The organism is Photobacterium sp. CCB-ST2H9 (assembly GCF_023151555.2).
GTDB lineage: Bacteria > Pseudomonadota > Gammaproteobacteria > Enterobacterales > Vibrionaceae > Photobacterium.
Genome location: NZ_CP100425.1, coordinates 1,601,169 through 1,618,008 on the forward strand (window position 1 = coordinate 1,601,169; position 16,840 = coordinate 1,618,008).

The 16,840-nt window shown below is 48.5% G+C and carries 10 protein-coding genes; 9 read left to right on the forward strand and 1 reads right to left on the reverse strand.

The features are described from left to right. Positions 1-145 precede the first annotated feature (145 nt). The 9 genes from L4174_RS07650 to L4174_RS07690 all read left to right on the forward strand — a co-directional run bounded on the left by L4174_RS07650 (position 146) and on the right by L4174_RS07690 (position 14,075). Positions 146-1,654, forward strand: a complete 1,509-nt coding sequence (locus tag L4174_RS07650) for a thymidine phosphorylase family protein (RefSeq protein ID WP_248140070.1) — start codon at positions 146-148, stop codon at positions 1,652-1,654. Continuing rightward, the gene (locus L4174_RS07655) at positions 1,651-2,577 is read left to right on the forward strand and encodes a ribose-phosphate diphosphokinase (RefSeq protein WP_248140071.1); all 927 of its coding nucleotides are present in this window, start codon (positions 1,651-1,653) and stop codon (positions 2,575-2,577) included. Before L4174_RS07650 ends, L4174_RS07655 begins: the two co-directional genes overlap by 4 nt. Positions 2,578-2,848: 271 nt before the next feature. Then, positions 2,849-4,597, forward strand: coding sequence for a GMC oxidoreductase (locus L4174_RS07660; RefSeq protein WP_248140072.1), 1,749 nt, complete (start codon positions 2,849-2,851; stop codon positions 4,595-4,597). Positions 4,598-5,667: 1,070 nt separating this feature from the next. Continuing rightward, positions 5,668-6,336, forward strand: coding sequence for a hypothetical protein (locus L4174_RS07665; protein WP_248140073.1), 669 nt, complete (start codon positions 5,668-5,670; stop codon positions 6,334-6,336). After that, positions 6,329-8,803: a DEAD/DEAH box helicase family protein gene (locus L4174_RS07670; RefSeq protein ID WP_248140074.1), complete on the forward strand. Its 2,475-nt coding sequence runs from the start codon at positions 6,329-6,331 to the stop codon at positions 8,801-8,803. Before L4174_RS07665 ends, L4174_RS07670 begins: the two co-directional genes overlap by 8 nt. A 350-nt stretch (positions 8,804-9,153) precedes the next feature. Next, the gene (locus tag L4174_RS07675; protein ID WP_248140076.1) at positions 9,154-9,990 is read left to right on the forward strand and encodes a formate/nitrite transporter family protein; all 837 of its coding nucleotides are present in this window, start codon (positions 9,154-9,156) and stop codon (positions 9,988-9,990) included. A gap of 114 nt (positions 9,991-10,104) precedes the next feature. Then, on the forward strand, positions 10,105-12,201 hold the full coding sequence (fdhF, locus tag L4174_RS07680; RefSeq protein WP_254589128.1) for a formate dehydrogenase subunit alpha: 2,097 nt from the start codon (positions 10,105-10,107) through the stop codon (positions 12,199-12,201). A gap of 1 nt (position 12,202) precedes the next feature. Beyond that, a complete protein-coding gene (locus L4174_RS07685; protein ID WP_248140080.1) occupies positions 12,203-13,234 on the forward strand; it encodes a 4Fe-4S dicluster domain-containing protein in 1,032 nt (343 codons plus the stop codon). After that, positions 13,227-14,075 carry an FAD/NAD(P)-binding protein gene (locus tag L4174_RS07690; RefSeq protein ID WP_248140082.1) on the forward strand — a complete coding sequence of 283 codons (849 nt, stop codon included), beginning with the start codon at positions 13,227-13,229 and terminating at the stop codon, positions 14,073-14,075. The genes L4174_RS07685 and L4174_RS07690 overlap by 8 nt, the downstream gene beginning before the upstream one ends. Positions 14,076-14,121: 46 nt before the next feature. Here the strand turns inward: L4174_RS07690 and ppsA are convergent, their stop codons facing one another. After that, positions 14,122-16,584 (reverse strand): phosphoenolpyruvate synthase, encoded by a 2,463-nt coding sequence (ppsA, locus tag L4174_RS07695; protein WP_248140084.1) that lies wholly within the window; start codon positions 16,582-16,584, stop codon positions 14,122-14,124. Positions 16,585-16,840: the final 256 nt, after the last annotated feature.

Sequence of the window (16,840 nt, forward strand, 5' to 3'; positions counted from 1 at the left end):
TTGGGGTTGCGGCCTATACTGAGCCTATAGACCTCAGGGAAAGCAGCAGTGCTTCCTGAAAACAAGGCTTCCTGAAAATGGCGTCATCCGTCACCACTGGCCATTTCAACATCAATCCAGAGTCAGTATTGAACAGGGGAAAATCATGAGTCAGACGCATGAGCTTTATGTGATCGATATGGGGATCGATACGCACCAGGAGCCGGTGGCGTATATGCGGAGCGATTGTCATATCTGCCGAGCAGAAGGTTTTACGGCCAGTAGCCGGGTTCTGCTGACTCATGGCAAAAACAGCATCATCGCCACCCTGAACGTGGTGGACGATAAGGTACTGCCCCCGAAAAGTGCCGGTTTATCTAAAATCGCCATGCATCGCCTGAATGCGATTGATGGTGTTGCGATCCAAGTTAGTCATGCGCCGGTGAATACCTCACTTGCAGCGGTCAGGAAAAAGATTTTTGGTCATAAACTCAGTCATCAGGAGATTCAGGATGTCGTTGAAGACATCAGCGCTCACCGTTATTCGGATATAGAAATCGCCAGTTTTCTGAGTGTGTGCGCAGGGAGCCGCCTTGATGTCGATGAAATTATCGGCCTGACGCAGGCCATGGTGACATGCGGCAAGCGGCTGTACTGGCCGGGTCAGACCAAAGTCTTTGATAAGCACTGCATTGGCGGCTTGCCGGGCAACCGGACCTCACCGCTGGTGGTTTCTGTTATCAGTGCGGCGGGGCTGACGATTCCGAAAACGTCTTCACGCGCGATTACATCCCCGGCAGGGACGGCCGATACGATGGAGGCGCTGACCACCGTGAATCTCGATCTGGCGGACATTCAGCGCGTAGTCGCAAAAACGCATGCCTGTCTGGCGTGGGGAGGGGCGGTTAATCTGAGTCCGGCGGACGATCTGCTCATTCGCATTGAACGTGTGCTGGATCTGGATGGGGAAGGACAGCTGATTGCCTCTGTTCTGTCGAAAAAAATAGCCGCGGGTTCGACCCATGTTGTGATTGATATTCCTGTGGGTCCCACAGCTAAAGTCCGCTCTCAGCAAGATGCGGATCGGCTGGTTTCATTATTTACCCGGGTCGGAGAAGCTTGCGGCATTCACATCCGTTGTCTGATCACCGATGGCAGCCAGCCGGTGGGAGCAGGAATCGGTCCGGTCGAGGAAGCGCGTGATGTACTGGCGGTGTTACAGTGCAGCGACACCGCGCCGCAAGACCTCAGAGAACGCGCTTTATTCCTGGCGGCACATCTGTTTTCGATTGCTTTTGATGAGGACTACGAAGCGGGGCTCACAAGGGCAACATCGATTCTGGATGAAGGCAAAGCCTGGCAGCAGTTTCAGCGAATTTTGGCTGCGCAAGGCGGGATGAAAACTCAGCCGCAAGCTCATTTTCAACATACGGAAACGGCGCATGTGAAGGGAAGACTGGTTGCGATTGATAACCGGCAACTCTCCCGTCTGGCAAAACTGGCCGGGGCACCGGCTACACCTGCAGCCGGGGTGCGACTGCATAAACGGGTAGGCGACAGAGTGGAACATGGTGATCCGTTGTTTACCTTGTATTCGAATACCGCCGGAGAGCAGCAATACGCCATGTCGTATTATCGTCAGTCGGAAATTTTTACCATCGAGGCCGCGAAATGAGTGACAGAGTAACGCCGAATGCAGAAGCACCATGGGTGTTTTCCCTGCAACCACATCCGCTACTTGAACCGCTGACCGTTGCATTGGATGCACAGCCAGGTCATCTTGAATCCCGGCAGTTTCCCGACGGTGAGTTTTATCTGCGGGTATGTTCAACCGTTGAAAACAGGCGTTGTGTCGTCGTTGCTGATTTGTCGCATCCGGATGAAAAGTATTTACCGCTGATCTTTTTGCTGGAAACACTGCGTGAACTCGGGGCGTCTGAGGTCGGATTGATCGCGCCCTATCTGAGCTACATGCGGCAGGATTGCCGGTTTGCAGACGGCGAGGCCATCACATCGCGGATATTCGCGCAGTCTTTGTCCCGGCATATTGACTGGCTGGTGACGGTTGATCCGCATCTGCACCGTTATCATACCTTAGACGAAATTTATACAGTGCCCAGTCGGGTGGTGCAGGGCGCACCCGCGCTTGCACAATGGCTGACGACAAAGAACAATCTGCTGCTGGTTGGTCCGGACAGTGAAAGTGAGCAGTGGGTCTCGAGCATCGCCGGGTTCAGTCAGCATCCTTATGTGATTGGCGAGAAGCACCGATTCGGCGATCGGCATGTTGAAGTGATTTTGCCGGATATCGAAGTATACCGGGACAGAACTGCCGTCATTATTGATGATGTGATTTCCAGCGGTCAGACAATTTTGCAGTGTGTACAGGCGCTTCAGTCCCGCGGAATCGACAAGATTCAGTGCGTCGCAGTCCATGGTATTTTTGCCGATGATTCAGACAAAGCGCTGATTGTCGCCGGGCTCAGTCAGTTGGTGACAACCAATACCGTTCCGCACCCGACGAACGCGATTGATATCACCCCGCAGTTGCTTCCTGCTGTGATTGAGCTGTTGCAACGGACGCAAAATACGGGCTGAGACGATTTCAACAGAGACAGCCAAAACGAATACCGGCCTCACGCTTCGGTGTAACTTTTTATTCACGTATTTCCTGGCGATAGAACCAAGGTTTCATTTTCATGAAACCGAAGTACGGCTTGAGTATTTAAATTGTCCTTCTTCAGATTCCTTGTCTATTCATGATGCACTGTCGGCATGCTTTGCTGGCTGCATTTATCGTCATGACATTTCTGTTCACCTGTCATTCGTCATCTGTGATTGACTGACAATTCAAAGAAGGACTTTCTCCATGGGAACAGCTGCCGCAAGTAATAAACTGCAATACGGATATCCGACGCCGGGGCCACAGAGCCCGACCGGACAAAAAGTGATGGATCATGTCTTTTTCCTGTCGAATGCCGAATGGAAACAGGCCCGGGAAGAAAATGATTATGATTTTGTCGTGATCGGCACGGGTTTCTGTGCGTTGGCTTTCGCCGAGCGTGCCCTGAAGAATAATCCCTTCGCCCGGATTTTGATGATCGAACGTGGCCCGTTCTTTTTACCTGAGCATTTCCAGAATCTGCCACTGCCGTTTAAAAATACTTTAGGCGGATTGTCGGAAACATTCCCCTGGACAATGTCGGCCAAAAATCAGTTGGGACAGGCAGGAACCATTCACTGGCAACATGGCATGGTGCCCTTCTTTGGTGGGCGTTCTACCTTGTGGAGTGCCTGGTGTCCGAGACCCAATGATGAGGAGTTTGCCGGGTGGCCGCAGGAAACAATTGATGCGGCCAGAAGGAATTTCGACTCGGCTGAAATCCTGCTCAGAGTCCAACCGGCTGATCAGATTGATGCGGGCCGCAGTAAAGCTGAGCAGGCTTTTATTGCGGATAACCGCCCGGTGTACGGTGAGCTGCAACGAACGATTCAGCAGTTACTTGAACAGTCCGGTACTTCAGTGAACGGTATTTACCGCACGGAAGCTGCACCGCTGGCTTCGGCATCTGAAAGGGTGAACGGTATCGATTTCCAGAAGTTCTCGACACCGGGAAGTCTTCTGGAACTGGCTGAAGTTCAGGCCGCGCGCAGTAAGGCCGGAACGGGCGCAAAACTGGATATCGTGACAGACTGCATTGTTGAGCAGATTATTCAGCAATCAGTAGATGGCATGCCGCAAGCCACAGCGCTGCAAACTTCCCGAGGTGTTTTACCGCTGGGATCGGCACAGCTGATCCTCGCTATGGGTACATTGCCGCCAACGACCTTGTTGCGAAATTCATTCCCGGATTATCCCGGACTGGGCGATCGTTTCTCTGCGCATTTTATCAGCTCGATTGTTGCACGCGTGCCGAAGGCAGATCTGGATCCAAACGGTGACTGGGGTAATCTGGAATTAGGCGCCTGCTACGTGGCTGGTGTTGCGAACAACAGTTTTGAACAGCAATATCATATTCAGTTGTCGGCACTGTCGGATGAGAACCCGATTGTGAATTCAGCCACTGCGCTGCGGTATATGCCGGATGTGGTGGCGACAGCTTCGATGGCGCAATTGTTGTCCTCCAAAGACTATGTGGTGTTTGTTTGTGCCGTGCTGGGCGAACTTGATTACACCAATCCGGGCAGCTGGTTCAAAGGCAATCCGGAGGATCGCAACATCACCACCAACTCGCTGCTTCAGATTGAAGAAAACGGGAAAGACAAAGAAACCTGGACCGCAATGGACGAGGCCACCTTCGGTGTTCTGGAAACTGTGCTCTCCCCGAAAGGCAAAGAAGCGGTGCAATACTGGCATGGCGCTCCGGATGAAGGAGACTGGACTTCGGTTCGTCCCGGTTCAACCGCCATTCGTGTTGATGCCCCGGTCCATGAAAGTTCGACCCTTCACATTGGTACTCAGCCAGACGCCCCGGTTGATTTGAACTACCGGTTCAAAGGCGCCAACAATGTGTACGTCACCGGTGGCGCACTCTGGCCACAGGGCGGCTCCTGGAACCCGACACTCACCATGGTCGCACTAGCGCAGGATCTGGCAGATAAGTTGTCCGGGAAGTAGTTGACCACTGCAACTATTCATATGACAAAGCCTTGGCATAAGTCGGGGCTTTTTTAATTTAATCAGTATCTTATATCATTGTTCCTTTTATGTTATCGGCGCTTTTCTCGTTCTAATAGACTCACTTTATGCACCTTAGAATCTCTCCATGGTCCATATATGGTTCATCGCATGTCGATTCTGTGTGCGAGGGAATCCTAATCAATCCAACAAACTTCGGTTAGTGCAAAGTTGCAAGCTAGTACCGCCAAAGGCTTTGAGCGTGAAGAACCATGGTGACTTTACGGTGCTATGGGGTTTTGGTTTGCTTGATATGGGGTAACTGATCGTTTTGATGGATAGTCGAAAAGTTGTTTTGCGATCGTTGGCTTTGAGGTTTGTGTTGTAAATGCCTTGGGGATATTCATTAACAAGTAATCACGCTCTGGCTTATGGTGATTGATATCTGTTTAATCAATCACCAACTAAGTAACTATTGAAACTCCTTGCTTCGCTAGATTGTATTCCCTAAACGAAGTAATTCTTTCAGCAAGCAAATATAGCTGCTCTAAGCTCGCTGAGTGACGATTAGAGTATCTTCTGATGGTAAACGTCCAGGATGAGTGTGTCGGTGTAGCCGGGTCTGAGTCACATGTCTTGGGTTGGGGATCTATGCGAAATATAGGATCTAAACCCCTCGCTATCTTCAGAGATTGTATGATTGCGCGGGTGTAGTGGGATGAACTACAAGCCGAGTGTGGGATAGGGATTTTATTATTCATATGTTACGACTTGAGCGTACAGTCCATCTGCTAGTTTCGTAACTTGCAGTTGGACAAAAGATAAGACCTGACTCCGCGCCTCCCTTGGCTTGGACGGCTATGCGTCCAAACGATCTAAAACCTTAAACTATTTGTGTTTTTTTTAAGCGCAGGGTATATTTTGAACAATTGTTACTTTAACTTATTGATATTGTTGGCAATAAGGTGGTTAAGGCTTAGATGTTGAACTCAGAATGTATACAGCTTGATTCTTCAAGATCGTTGCACGTCATAGAAATTGAATCGATAACAGAAGATATAACGAAACTATTGGATAAGTATTTTGTTTCGATTTGTGAAGGTGATTCGGATAGCGAGATTAGCTTAGTTAAGAAAAGGCTGGCAAAGTTTCTTGAAACAAAAAACGAAGAAACACAAATGGGAGCTGTTGCTGAGTTCTTTGTTCATCTTTACTTGAATCAACTTAGCTTCAAGCAAGAGTTTCTATTTCTCAATTTAGAAGAAAACTCAATAAAGAAAGGTTTTGATGGTTTATTTTCAAAAAACTCTGAAACATTTTTAGTCGAAAGTAAATCCGGTACGATCTTAACAAAGGACATTAGTCATAGAAAAAAATTACACACAGCATATACAGATTTGAAAAATTATGTGTCGGGTAAGAGCGAGAAGGGAAAGAACAACCCTTGGAGAAATGCTTATAACCATGCTAGTCATTTGGATGTGTGTACGGAGAAAGGAATAAGAAAAAAGATAGCAAAACTTAGGGATCTGTATGATATGGGTAAGTATACAGATATAAAAGATTACAAAATAATCCCTTGCTCTACAATTTTTTTAAACTCTGTTTGGAATGATGATGAAAATTCAAAAATATTATTAAGTCATGATTTTTTAAAGAAATATGACTGTGTAACATTAGATGCAATATGTATATCAAAAAAGAGTTTAGAACTGTTTAAAGAATATTTGGGTGAATAATTTGGCAATTTCGTTTAGTTGGCTTAAAGATGATGATAAGTTTTTCTCTTCAATGAAAAAAATGTCATTAAACACTCCTTTGAATGCTGAGGAAATAGAGTATTTGCTTAGTTGTGCAGTGCTTTTTATTGAAGAGTATCATAAGGATAATCGTAAGCATTTATATTTTGAATTAGCTTATTTTATTGTGTTGAAAAGTGCAATTAATAATCATGAATACGAACCATTACTGGATGTAAGTTCTAATTTTGGCTTATACCCAATATCAAATTATATTACAAAGCACAATCTTTATAGCGGTAGTCTCTCTTCTGAATTTAGTCTTTTATATCAATTAAGTAAGTTTGAATACAATAGTATTATTGAAACATATGAACAAAGAAGCTCTAGATTACAACTGGTCAATAGTGACGTTGAGGAAAATTGTTATATTGCACCAACATCTTTTGGTAAAAGCTCTCTTATTACAGAGATTATAAGAGAGAAAAATCTTAGTAAGGTAGCTATCATTGTTCCAACTAAGTCACTTTTAATACAGACTTACAAACTAATAAAAAACAATTTCTCTAATAGAAATATCATATTCCACGATGAGATGTATGATGGTTCAGATAGTTTTATTTCGATATTCACACAAGAAAGAGCATTAAGACTTTTAAAAGATGAAAGCATTTCATTTGACTTGTTAATTATTGATGAAGCTCATAACTTATTTAGCTATGATTCTAGAAGCTTACTCTTAACTAGACTTATTAGAAGAAATAGGAAAAGAAATCGCAATTCAGTAAATTACTACCTTTCACCGTTAATTTCTGACTCTAATAATCTTAAAGTTGAAAGTGAACAAGAAATATTTGAAAAGAAAATTATTAGTAATATTAAAGAGGCTGATATATACGAATATAAAGAGTCAGGTGAAGTCAGGAAGTATAATCGCTTCTTAGATGTTTTCTTTGAGTCAGGGCGTAGTGATAATTACCTTAACTATATAATTGAAAATAGTAAGGAAAAAAATTTCTTGTACCTTCGAGCTCCTAAGAGAGTAGAAGAGCTATCCATACTTCTTGATTCAAAGCTAGAACACATTGGCTCCCCTAGTTTGATGGAGCTTTCAGATGTAATCTCAATGAATGTTCATAAAGATTTTTATTGTGTTGAATATATCAAGAAAGGGTTGGTTTATCTCCATGGGAAATTACCTGATTTAATAAAGGAATATTTGGAGTTTAAATTTTCTGAAAATAAAGAAGTCAAATATGTAGTTGCTAATTCTGTTATACTAGAAGGTGTTAATTTACCTGTTGATAATATGTATATAATGAATACTAATTCACTCGATGGTAAGTCTCTCACCAATCTTATTGGCAGGGTTAATCGATTAAATGAAGTATTTGATGATGAAAGGAAGTCTCTAGACAAACTTCAACCTAGTGTTCATTTTGTTAACTCTGAAGATTTCAACCGTAGAGGTGGAAATATGGAGAATCAAATTAGAAAGCTAAAAAGTGGAGTGTTTAAAGATAATCTAGAAAATCCACTTTTAGTAAATTTTGATATAGATAAAATGAAACTGGATCTTGAAAAGGCTAAGGAAGGTTCTAAAATAGAAAGAGTTCTAACTCTAGAAAAAAAATTGGCTGAATATCAAGAGGTTAAAGAAACGGAAGATTTTCTTGTAACCAGTGAGTTAGATATCAAAAACCGAGTTAAAAGAATTCTGCTTGAGTCTGACATTCTATCTGTTTACTTTAGTTCTGGAGAAATGATCGATAGACTGTCGAATAAAGTTGACAGCATATCACAACACCCTGAATGGGATGAGTCTCATATTATAGATAAGGTTTATTTGTTCTTTATTCAAGGTTTGGAAAGCTATATTTTTAAAAAGGACTTTCTGCGTTTACAGCATGACAAAGCGAGAGATTTCTACAAAATGTTTACTGGGAATCTCCATCGACTAAGTTTAAAAGAACATATATCAGATACCATTGGTTATTTTCAAACTATTAAGTACTTGCCGCAAGGAAGAGAATTTTATATTGGGGATTCTTATGGAGAGGTTGGAAAAATAAATTATGATGGTAAAGTTGGAAAGTCTGTATATTTAGATCTTGCTACCAAATCAAACAAAGAGCTTGCTAATATTGCTTTAGTTAAAATAAAAATAGAGAGCGACTTTGTTTCATATACACTAAATAATTTTATTAATGTGATGTATGACTTAAATCTTATTCCTGAAGAAGAATATGAGATTTATATTTATGGAACTACAAATAAATCTAACTCTGAATTTGTTAAGTTGGGTTTTAGTGGTTCTTTGATAAATAAGCTGGATCGAGACAGGCAGATGGAAAATTTATCTATCAATGATCATGGATTGGTGGAATACAATGGAAATTTTGTTAACTATATAAAATCTCAGGATGATCTTATAAAGTTTGAAATAAGTAAATTTATAGATATATAGTTTTATTAATAAGAGGTTGGCTATTATGGTGTTAACCTCTTATAAATTTGTTAGTAACCGCTCCTCGAGTTGAAATGATAAACCAGCTTAAATACTGAGGGTGTTCATAGTTCTGTGTCAGCGTAAGTCATAGCTCCACATATTGAACGGCACTGTCTGAGATGTAAACCGCAGTTAACTTAGAGTAGTGCTTTTGTATCATATTAACACTGCTGCCATAGGTGTAACCCTCCCCTGTACTACACTTACCCCAGACATTTCGCTTGAAACCACCTCAGTTTCAGACGGATAAGTCATCTTTTTATTTCCGTTGACCCTGTTTGACCGAACGCCTTTGACCGGAGTGAACCATGGCTGATCTTTTTGGGTTTGATGCGTTTTCACCGAAGCAAATCGCTGAAAAGGTGGACAATGTCGGCGTGATGAAAGCGCGTTTGCCACTGTTGTCGATGGTGATGCTGGGGGTGCTGGCAGGGGCGTTTATTGGCTTAGGCGCGCTGTATTTTGTGCTGATCAAGTCGGATGCGAATCTGGGGTTCGGCACCAGTCAGATGCTGGGAGGCGTGGCATTTTCTCTGGGCTTGTTGCTGGTGGTGGTTGCCGGGGCTGAGTTGTTTACCGGGAATAACTTGCTCGCGATGGCCTGGGCAGATCAAAAAATCACGACGGCAGAGTTGCTGAAAAACTGGCTGGTGGTGTGCGGTTCGAACTTTGTCGGAGCCGCGGGGCTGGCGGTGTTGGTGTATCTCTCTGGGCATACTTCGCTGAATCAGGGGAAGATTGCGGAGTGGTATCTTCAGATTGCGGCGGCAAAATGCAGCTTGCCATTTTGGACCGCTTTTTTCCGCGGGGTACTGTGCAATATTCTGGTGTGCATGGCGATTTGGATGGCCATGGCCGGACGGAGTGTGGTGGATAAGGCGATTGCGATTGTTTTTCCGATCTCTGCCTTTGTTGCGGCCGGATTTGAGCACAGTATTGCGAATATGTTCTTCATTCCGCTGGCGATGCTGATTCAGACCTTTTCGGATACGGCCACAGGGACAGATTCTGTCACCTGGATGGGGTTTATCGGGAATCTGATCCCGGTCATTCTGGGCAATCTGGTCGGGGGAAGTGTACTTGTTGGTCTGGTTTATTATGTGATTTACCTGAGAAAACCCGCTTCAGGCGCTGAAAAGCCTTAATTCATCTGGCTATACGCGAAAGCCAAAAGTTGAGACAGAGAAATGGCCGACCACCTCAAGTCACACGGACCGGGATTGCTATACTGAATGCCAGAACCCGCTGTTGGATTGTGCATGACCATGGCTTCTTCAATCGTGAAAACTGTCTGTCCTTTTTGCGGCGTTGGCTGCGGGATCAATCTGAAAGTTGACGCGCAGGGAAATCTGGCGGGCGTTGAACCGCAACGCAGTCATCCTGTCAGTCGCGGCAAGTTGTGTGAAAAAGGCTGGAGCACGGCCTATGCTATCCGGCCGGATAACCGGATTACCGAGCCTTTAAAACGTATTCATGATCGTTTTTATCCGGTGAGCTGGGATGAGGCACTGGACACTATCAGCGAGACCTTACAAGACATTCTGGCAGAATCCGGCCCTGAGTCGGTGGGTGTGATCAGCAGCGCCCGCGCCACCAATGAAGATAACTATGCTGCCCAGAAGTTTGCCCGTGCCGTCCTGAAAACCAACAACATCGACCATTGCGCCCGGATTTGTCACAGTCCCACAGTGGCCGGACTCAAGCAAACGCTGGGTTCCGGGGCGATGACCAACAGCACCCAAGATATTTTTGAAACCGAGCTGATCGTAGTGATCGGCGCGGATCCGACTGAAAATCACAGTGTCTTTGGTGGACAGATTTTTGAAGCGAAGCAGCGCGGGGCGAAGCTGGTGGTGATTGATCCCCGCGTCACCCGGCTGGCGAAAGTAGCGGATATTCATGTTCAGCTCAAACCGGGCAGTAATATTGCGCTCATCAATGCGATGCTCCATGTCATCCTCGAAAAAAATCTCCAGAATCAGTCTTTTATCAGCCAGCGGTGTGAGGGATTTGACGCGCTGGCCCGGAATGTCGCAACCATCACGCCGGAGTCGGTTGAATCCTGTACCGGCGTCAGTGCTGATGTGATCCGTCAAACCGCGATGCTTTACGGACAGGCCCAGAGGGCCATGATCCTGTACGGGATGGGGATTACCCAGTTTGTCAGCGGTACCCAGAATGTGATTGCGTTGTCGAATCTGGCGCTGGTTTGCGGACAGATCGGCCGTCCCGGGACCGGAATCAATCCGTTGCGGGGGCAGAATAATGTGCAGGGTGCCTGCGACATGGGATGCCTGCCGAATGTCTATCCTGGCTACCAGGCAGCCGATGATCTGGCAGTGCAACAGAAATTTACTCAAGCCTGGGGAACAGAAGTTGCAACCAAGCCCGGTCTCACGTCGCTGGGGATGACCAAAGCAACACTGGCGGGTGATTTTCGGGCCCTGATCATTTTCGGAGAAGATCCGGTCGTGACCGATCCGGATCAGAATCATGTCCGTGCAGCAATGAAAGAGATGGATTTGCTGGTGGTTGCGGAACTGACGATGACAGAAACCGCCAAACTGGCCGACTTCATTTTGCCTGCGGCTTCTTTCGCGGAAAAAGAAGGGACCTTTACCAACTGTGAGCGACGGGTCCAGCACGTGGCACAGGCGCTGCAACCGCCGGGTTCAGCCATGGGTGACTGGCAGTGGCTCCAAGCACTGGCCGCGAAGCTAGGCAGCGATGCGCTGAACTGGCCAGACAGTGAAGCCGTGTTTGATGAAATGGCCTCACTGACGCCGTCTTATCAGGGGATGTCTTATCCGGGCATCATGCGTGCGCACGGCTTACAGTGGCCTTGTCATTCCGGCGCGCCTGAAGGGACCGCGATTTTGCATCAGACTACATTTCCGATTGGTAAAGCTCGGTTGATTCCGGTGCATCAGATTGAAATTGATGAACCTGCTGATGAACAATACCCGTTGCTGCTGACCACCAACCGGCTTCATTTCCATTATGGCTGCGGCTCGATGACCCGGAAATCACCTTTGCTGGAGCGGGAAATACCGGCCGGACTCTTATTTATCAACCCGGAAGACGCCCGGACGCTGAATATTCAGCGTTATTCGCCGGTGGGTATTCGTTCGCGCCGGGGATATGTCGAGACGCGGGCCATGATCACCGAGGATGTGCCGCCGGGGCTGGTCGCCATGCCGTATCACTTCAGGGAAGCGCCTTCGAATCAGCTGACGAATACCGCGCAGGATCCTGTCACGAAAATGCCAGAACTGAAGGCATGCGCAGTGTCAGTGTCGCCGTTACCGCCGGGTCAGGAACCCCGGGGTATCGACCAGTTACGGGAGGAACCATAAGATGCAGCAGTATGTGCTGGAATCATTACAGGCGCTGCAAGTGCACTTGTCTCGGGCGCGGCAGTTCTATCAAGTGGTGGAAAGTGAAGGTGAGGCCTTCTGGCAGCATGTCCCGCAAGGGCCGTTTCCTGCGCTGACGTCGCAGCAACCCCTCAGTTCGGCGAAAGGATTCTTCTTTGCTGAGCAGGAAAGTCTGTATGTGTTCGATGGTCAGTTTTTCCGCGAAACGATTCCGGCACCCGAGCCTTTTGTGTTATTCGGCGTTCAAAGCTGCGACCTGATGGCGATTCATTATCAGGACATTTTTTTCGAACAGGACCCTTATTATCAGGCGCGGCGGCAGCAGGCCTTACTGGTGGGGGTGGATTGCGTTCACCCGTGTGCGCAGGGCTTCTGCCATCTGGTGAATGCCGGACCGGGTGTCAGAGATACCACGGCGGACCTGATTTTACATCCGCTTGAACACGAACAATGGCTGCTGATCGCGGTGACGGATGCTGGCAAGGCATCGCTGCAAGGACTGACGCTGACGCCGGCTGCGGATCAGGACAAGCATTCGCGCTGGGATAACCTGAGCCATTGCGAGCAAGAGTTTGAGGATCAAACCTATATTCTGGAAGGCATTGAAAAGCTCAATCGCGATCAGCCGTCGGCTGAATTCTGGCAACAGGTGGCGATTCAGTGCATTGCCTGTTCCGGCTGCACCACACTCTGTCCGACCTGTTCCTGCTACGGAACCCAGCAGGCAGCGATTGGGACAGATGATGCTTCCTGCAGTCAGGCATCACAGACCCGGCAGGTTCGGTTCTGGGACTCCTGTTTATACGAAGGCTTTCAGCGTGAAGCCAGTTTCCACAATCCCTCCGCGCAGGCCGGTGAGCGGGTGAAGCGTTTCTGGTACCACAAATTCAGCAACGACTTTTTACCGGAATTTGGCCGGTATGGTTGTGTGGGGTGCGGGCGTTGCGAGCAGACTTGCCCGGGCGTGATTGGTGTTCATTCGATCATGAAAAGGATTGTCAAAGATGCATAACCTGACGCCAACGGCCATCCGTCTGATTGACTTTTACGATGATGGTGAGCATGCCCGTCATTTTCGGTTTCAATTGTTCAATACTGATCCCGGGGCAACTGCTGTACATCATGATTGGATGCAGGCCAAAACCGGACAGTTCTTCATGCTTTGTCTGCCTGCGGTCGGGGAAGCGCCTTTCACATTCACACAGGTGCCTGACCAGCAGGGGTATTTTCGCGCACTGGTCCGGAAAATGGGGCAGGTCACGTCAGCGCTGTTTCAATTGAAAGCGGGACAGATTCTGGGTGCCAGAGGGCCCTATGGCGAGGGCTGGCCGATGGATCAGGTGATCAACAAAAGCATTCTGGTGGTCGGTGGCGGTTGTGGTCTGGCACCTTTGGTTGGCGTGGTCAACCAGCTTGTGGCACAGAAAAATTACTCGCAACTGATGGTGGTGTATGGTGCCCGCAGTCGTCAGGCGAGAATGCTGACGCCGGAGCGCAGGCAGTGGCAGCAGGCGATCCCGGTGTTTAACGCCATTGAAGACGGCGATCTTGAGCCGGGTCAGAATGAATTCAGCGGCACGCCGGTCGATCTCCTGCCGATGGTACTTGGTCAGTTTCAACAGGGTCCGGATGTGGTGCTGCTGGCCGGGCCGCAAGCCATGATGTTTGCGGCGGCAAAACATCTGGTGACCAGCGGGGTTTCTGAACAGGGAATTTATTTGTCCATTGAGCGCCGTATGCACTGCGGGGTTCGAACCTGCGGGCATTGTTATCTGAAAGACAAGTATATCTGTTCTGATGGTCCGACTTTCCGCTGGGATGTACTGCAAGCCTACATCCCCCAGAGTCCATGATGAATCAAGCCCATCACAAAGTTATGCTGGCGCTCTCAGGTGCCGGTTACTCGTAACCGGCCGTGTTGATCTGGTACTTGAGTTCTGCCAGTGCGACTTGCTCGCAGCCTTTGGCGACCGAGTCCGGGTTCAGGGAAATCGAATCTATTCCGCAATTGACCAGAAATTCAGCGAATTCAGGATGATCTGAGGGGGCCTGTCCGCAAATTCCGACCTTACAGCCATATTGGTGTGCCACGGTGATCACTTCAGCGATCATCTCTTTCACGGCATCGTCTCTGGCATCAAATAAGGGTTTCAGCTCGGCTGAATCCCGGTCGATTCCCAAAACCAGCTGCGTGAGATCGTTACTGCCGATTGAAAACCCATCGAATCGTTGTGCAAAGCGGGCGGCCAGAATGACATTCGAGGGAATCTCACACATCACATAGACTTGCAGGCCATTTTCGCCGCGTTTCAGGCCCGCTTCAGCCATGACGTCCAGCACCTTGTCGGCTTCACCGGTGGTGCGGCAAAACGGAATCATCACAATGATGTTGTCAAACCCCATCGCTTGCCTGGCTTTGACGATGGCCTGGCATTCCAGCTTGAAGGCTTCCCGGTACAGCGGGTGGTAATACCGTGACGCACCGCGCAGTCCCAGCATCGGGTTCTCTTCGTTGAGTTCAAAAAACTCACCGCCCAGCAGCCCCCGGTACTCATTGGATTTAAAGTCTGACATGCGCACGATGACTGGTTTCGGGTATTGCGATGCTGCAATTTTGCCCACGCCCAGCGCCAGAAGGTCGACAAAGTAGTCCGGCTGATGGGCATAGTTCCGGGTCAGGTGGCTGATGGACTCGCGAACCGATGGATCGGCCACTTTCTCAGGGTGGATCAACGCCATCGGGTGAACGCGAATCTGACTGGAGATGATAAATTCGATCCGGGTCAGTCCGATCCCGGCAACCGGCAGCTGCCACCAGCGAAAGACACCGTCAGGCATCGCTGCGTTAATCATCACGGCGGTTCGGGTGCGCGGGATCTCATCCAGATTCACTTGCTGAGTCTCGTACTTGAGGATGCCTTCATACACTTTTCCGACAGCGCCGCCCGCGCAACTTAAGGTGACCGATTGACCTTGGGTCAGGGCTTGGGTCGCATGTTCAGTGCCCACAATCGCCGGGACTTTCAGCTCACGGCTGACAATGGCCGCGTGGCTGGTGGGGCCGCCGGTGTCTGTAATGATCCCGGCGGCTTTGCGCATCAGGGGCACCCAGTCCGGATCCGTTCTTTCGGTCACCAGAATGGCGCCATCCGGAAACGCCTCGGTATTGTGCGGATCATTAATCTGAAAAACGGGGCCAGTAGCAATGGCACTTCCGACACTGGCACCTTCCAGCAGCAGGGTGGATGTTTCTTTCAGACGGTAATTGACCAGCACCGCCTGTTCTTTCTGAGATTCGACGGTTTCCGGGCGGGCCTGAACGAGATACAGCCCCTGAACGTCCTTCGCCCATTCCATGTCCATAGGGCAGCCGTAATGACGTTCAATGAGCACCGCCCAGCGGGCCAGTTGCAGGATCTCCTCATCAGAAAGGACCAGTGAGCAGCGTTCCTGTTCGGTCGTCGGCAGCGTGACGGTTTGTCTGCCGGTGAAGGGGAGCTTTTCAGGCGTGCTCTGAGGAGAGGCTTCAGACAGAACGTCCGTCGCATACACCATTTTTTGCTGCTTATTGCCGGGTTGTTTTTCGATAATGGGTCGCTTCCCGGCGATTTCCAGCAAAGGTTTGTACACCATAAAACGGTCCGGGGTCACGCTGCCCTGAACAATGGTTTCGCCAAGTCCCCAGGCACCGCTGATCATGACCACATCCGGAAATCCATTTTCCGTATCTAAACTGAACATCACGCCCGCTGCCTGAGATTCGATCATCTGCTGCACCCCGACAGACAGCGCCACCTGCTGGTGAGCAAAGCCTTTTTCCTGACGGTAGACAATGGCCCGGTCGGTATAGAGTGAGGCGAAACACTGCTTACAGGCGTGCAGTACCTGCTCCCGGCCACGGATGTTCAGGTAGCTTTCCTGCTGACCGGCAAAGCTGGCATCCGGCAGATCTTCTGCGGTTGCAGAACTTCTGACTGCAACGCTGACATTGCTGTGACCCAATTCGTCACACAGCTGCTGATAGGCATCGGCAATCGCATCTTGTTGGGCGTCCGTAAAGGTGCCCTGTGAGATTAAGTGCCTGATCGCAGCGCCGGTGTCTGCCAGTGTGGCCGAACCGTCGTCCAGCGCTGCCAGCAGCCGTGCGATCGGCTCATCCAGCTGATTCTGATGCAGAAAGTCACGAAAGAGCTGGGCACTGGTGGCGAACCCTGACGGAACCCGGATACCGGCATCTTTCAACTGGCTGATCATTTCTCCCAGACTGGCATTCTTACCGCCAACACAGGGGATGTCGGTGGTGCGTAACTGGTGATACCAATAGATGATCGGACTGGCAGGGCGCTGAGGATCAGAAGTCATACAGTTCTCCTTTCTCTGACTCTGAAGTCATTTAAAACTCAGAGGCGGGACTCAATTTATTTTAGAAGTGAATTGTTGTGCAGCCAGAAAAGTCGATCCGGTTTTGTCGGACATCACAGGCCGGAAAGAATGACAGGGAGGACGGATTTTGCTGTCTATGCTTATCCGGAAGAGTCATGAGGGTTTTCCCGGGGAATGCACCGAGTGCTTTTTTGAACTGATCAGATTTGAGGTCTACAGCTCTGAATTGAAAGGA